This is a genomic window from Pseudostreptobacillus sp. (assembly GCF_977040545.1).
Window position 1 is genome coordinate 1 of the sequence record NZ_CDRRBS010000112.1, and the last position, 3027, is coordinate 3027.

The following is a 3027-nucleotide window of genomic DNA, read 5'->3' on the forward strand; positions in this document are numbered from 1 at the left end:
AATTCATTATCAGATATTTTCAATATATCTACATAAGGTAAAAACTCTTGTATAGTATTATAATATTCATTCATATCTTCCCAAAGATTAAATCTTAAATTAACATCAAAACTAATTAATATACCTTTTTCTTTAGCTCTTTCTATTAAAAATTTATGTGATTCTTTAGACTCATCTTGAATTGCAATACTTGCAAAATGAATAATCTCTATTTCATCTAAATTAACTTTTTCAACTTGTTTTCTTGAAATTTTTAATGCTGATGAGCCTTTAAAATAGAAACTAAAAGATCTATCTCCTTTTTCATCTCTAGAAACAAATGCTAACGGCGTAAATAAATTATCTTTTTTAACTAAATAATCACAGCTTACATTTTGAGATTTTAGTGTATCTTCTAAAAATTTACCAAAACCATCATTTCCAAGAGCAGTCAACAAATAACTTTTATGTCCAAGTTTTGAAGCAACACATGCAACATTGGCAACACAGCCCCCTGCTTCTTTTTTAAAACTATCTATTTTATCTATACTACCTATGCCTTCTCCTATAAAATCTATCAGCATTTCACCTATACATAAAACTGACATTTATTTCACCTCTATTCCTTTCAAACTTTTTGCAATATATTTTTTAGAATTAATTTTTACTTTATGATTTTTAGGATAAAATCTTGAACTAAATACAAATTCTCCATCATTTCCAAATATTTCAAATGAAGAATTATCAAATACTATTTCTATATTTTGTATATCTATTTCAAATTTTCTATTCCCTCTTCCATAACCTGTATCATTTAAATTAATTTCTAATATATTATTATCGTATAATATATCTAATGAGTCAATAGAAATTTTAAAACTATAATTCATATTTTGTTTGAAATACCATTTTTTTTCTTCAAAACAGTCACTTAAATCATTATTAAATAAGGTATATATACTTTTATGTATATTTTGTAATAATTTGTTATTTTTAATTTTTAAAACTCTAGGAATACTCAAGCAATTTTGATATCCAAAATCAACTGTGGGATTAATGTATGAGCTATCTGGAATATACATCCAAGCTATTAATACTCTATTTCCATCTTCATCAATAAAAGTTTGAGGAGCATAAAAGTCAAAACCATAATCTAATAAATTAAAATTATCAATAACTTCTACTTTCTCTATTTCTTCATTTATTATTGAATAACCTACTTCATACGTATTTTTATATTCCAAATACATATTTTTAATTCCTTGTGGAGAAAATATTAATATCTCTTTATTATCTAACATAAAGTAATCTGGGCATTCCCACATATATCCTAAATATTTAGTATAATACAGTGTTTTAAAATATTCTAAATTTCTATAAACTAAAAGACAACCATTATCTTTTAAATCTCTAGCACCTAAAACTAAATATTCAATATTATCTTTACTATACATCTTAGGATCCCTTACATGTTTAGACATATTAGGATACGCATCATTATCAAATATCAATTCTTTTTTACTAAAATTCTTCCCATCACTACTTTTTACTTTAATAGTATTATGTTCTCTTCCTTCAGTTATATAGTCATACTTTTTATCAAGATATTTAACATTACCTGTATAGTAATATACAATTTCATCATTTTTTACATAAGCACTTCCTGAATATACTCCAGATTTATCATATAAAGAATTAGGAGTTAATACAACCCCTAAATCCTCATAATTTATTAAATTCTTACTTTTATATCCATACCATAATTTTTCTCCACCATTTGGATTATATGAATATTGATGATAGATATAATAAAATCCATTAAAATAAACTAAACCATTTGGATCATTTAACCATCCTTCTTTTGGTTCTATATGTAAACTTTGCCTCCAAATATTATTCTTCATTATCTACATCTCTCGTTTTATAAAAATAAGCTGTAACTGCAAATGATATAACTATTGATAAAACTAATCCTATACCAAATGAGAACCAATTTTGATAAGGAATAGATAAAAATCCAGGTAATCCTGCAGCACCTAATGCAGTGGCTAGTACGTGATTTAATCCAAGCCAAGCACTTGATATTGCACTTCCGATTAAAGCAGCATAGAACGGATATTTTAATCTTAAGTTAACTCCAAACATTGCAGGTTCAGTAATTCCAAGTAAAGCAGAAATTCCTGAAGCTGAAGCAAGTGATTTTAATTTAGAGTTTTTACTAAATATCATAACTGCTAAAACTGCTCCACCTTGTGCAGCATTTGACATTGAAGCTATTGGGAATATAAATGAACCACCTGTATTTGCAATATCTGCAAGTAAACTTGTTTCTACAGCAATAAATGAATGATGCATTCCTGTAATTACTATAGGTGCATAAAGTCCTCCAAAAATTCCTGCACCAACAAATCCAAGTGAACTATATAACCAACTTAATCCAAATGTTAAATAGTTTCCTACTTCACGTAATATAGGGCCTGTTAATGCAAATGTAATAAATGAAGTAATAAAAATTGATAATAAAGGTGTAGTTAAATTATCTAAGTAAATAGGTGTTACACGTCTTAAATATTTTTCTATACTAGCTAATACATAACTCATAACTACTATAGGTAAAACTGTACCTTGATATCCAACTTTAGAAATTTCTAAACCAAATATATTCCATTTTGGAATATCAACACCCGGTGCTACCAAATAAGCATTCAAGATATCAGGATGCACCATAATCATACCTAATACAGCTCCTAAAAATGGATTCCCTCCAAAACGTTTAGTTGCAGAAAATGCAATTAATACAGGTAAAAATACAAATGGTGCATTTGCAAATAAATTTAACATTCCTGCAAGGTCTGCAAATTTAGGATAAGCTTCTATTAAAGTTTTACCTGCAAAAAATATATCTTTTGCCGTTAATATATTGTTTATTCCCATCAATAACCCACCTGCAACTATTGCTGGTATTATAGGTACAAATATATCACTTAACATTTTAACAAAACGTTGTGCTATATTTCCTTTAGGTTTCGCTGTATTTACATTTTCTTT

At 26.8% G+C, this 3027-nt stretch carries 3 protein-coding genes; all 3 read right to left on the reverse strand.

From position 1 onward, the window contains the following. A partial coding sequence (locus tag ACWYO2_RS05530) for a carbohydrate kinase family protein (RefSeq protein WP_455515483.1) occupies window positions 1-587 on the reverse strand: 587 nt, incomplete at its 3' end. Then, window positions 588-1883 (reverse strand): GH32 C-terminal domain-containing protein, encoded by a 1296-nt coding sequence (locus ACWYO2_RS05535; protein WP_455515484.1) that lies wholly within the window; start codon window positions 1881-1883, stop codon window positions 588-590. Beyond that, a partial coding sequence (locus ACWYO2_RS05540; RefSeq protein WP_455515485.1) for a PTS transporter subunit EIIC occupies window positions 1873-3027 on the reverse strand: 1155 nt, incomplete at its 5' end. The genes ACWYO2_RS05535 and ACWYO2_RS05540, both read right to left, overlap by 11 nt.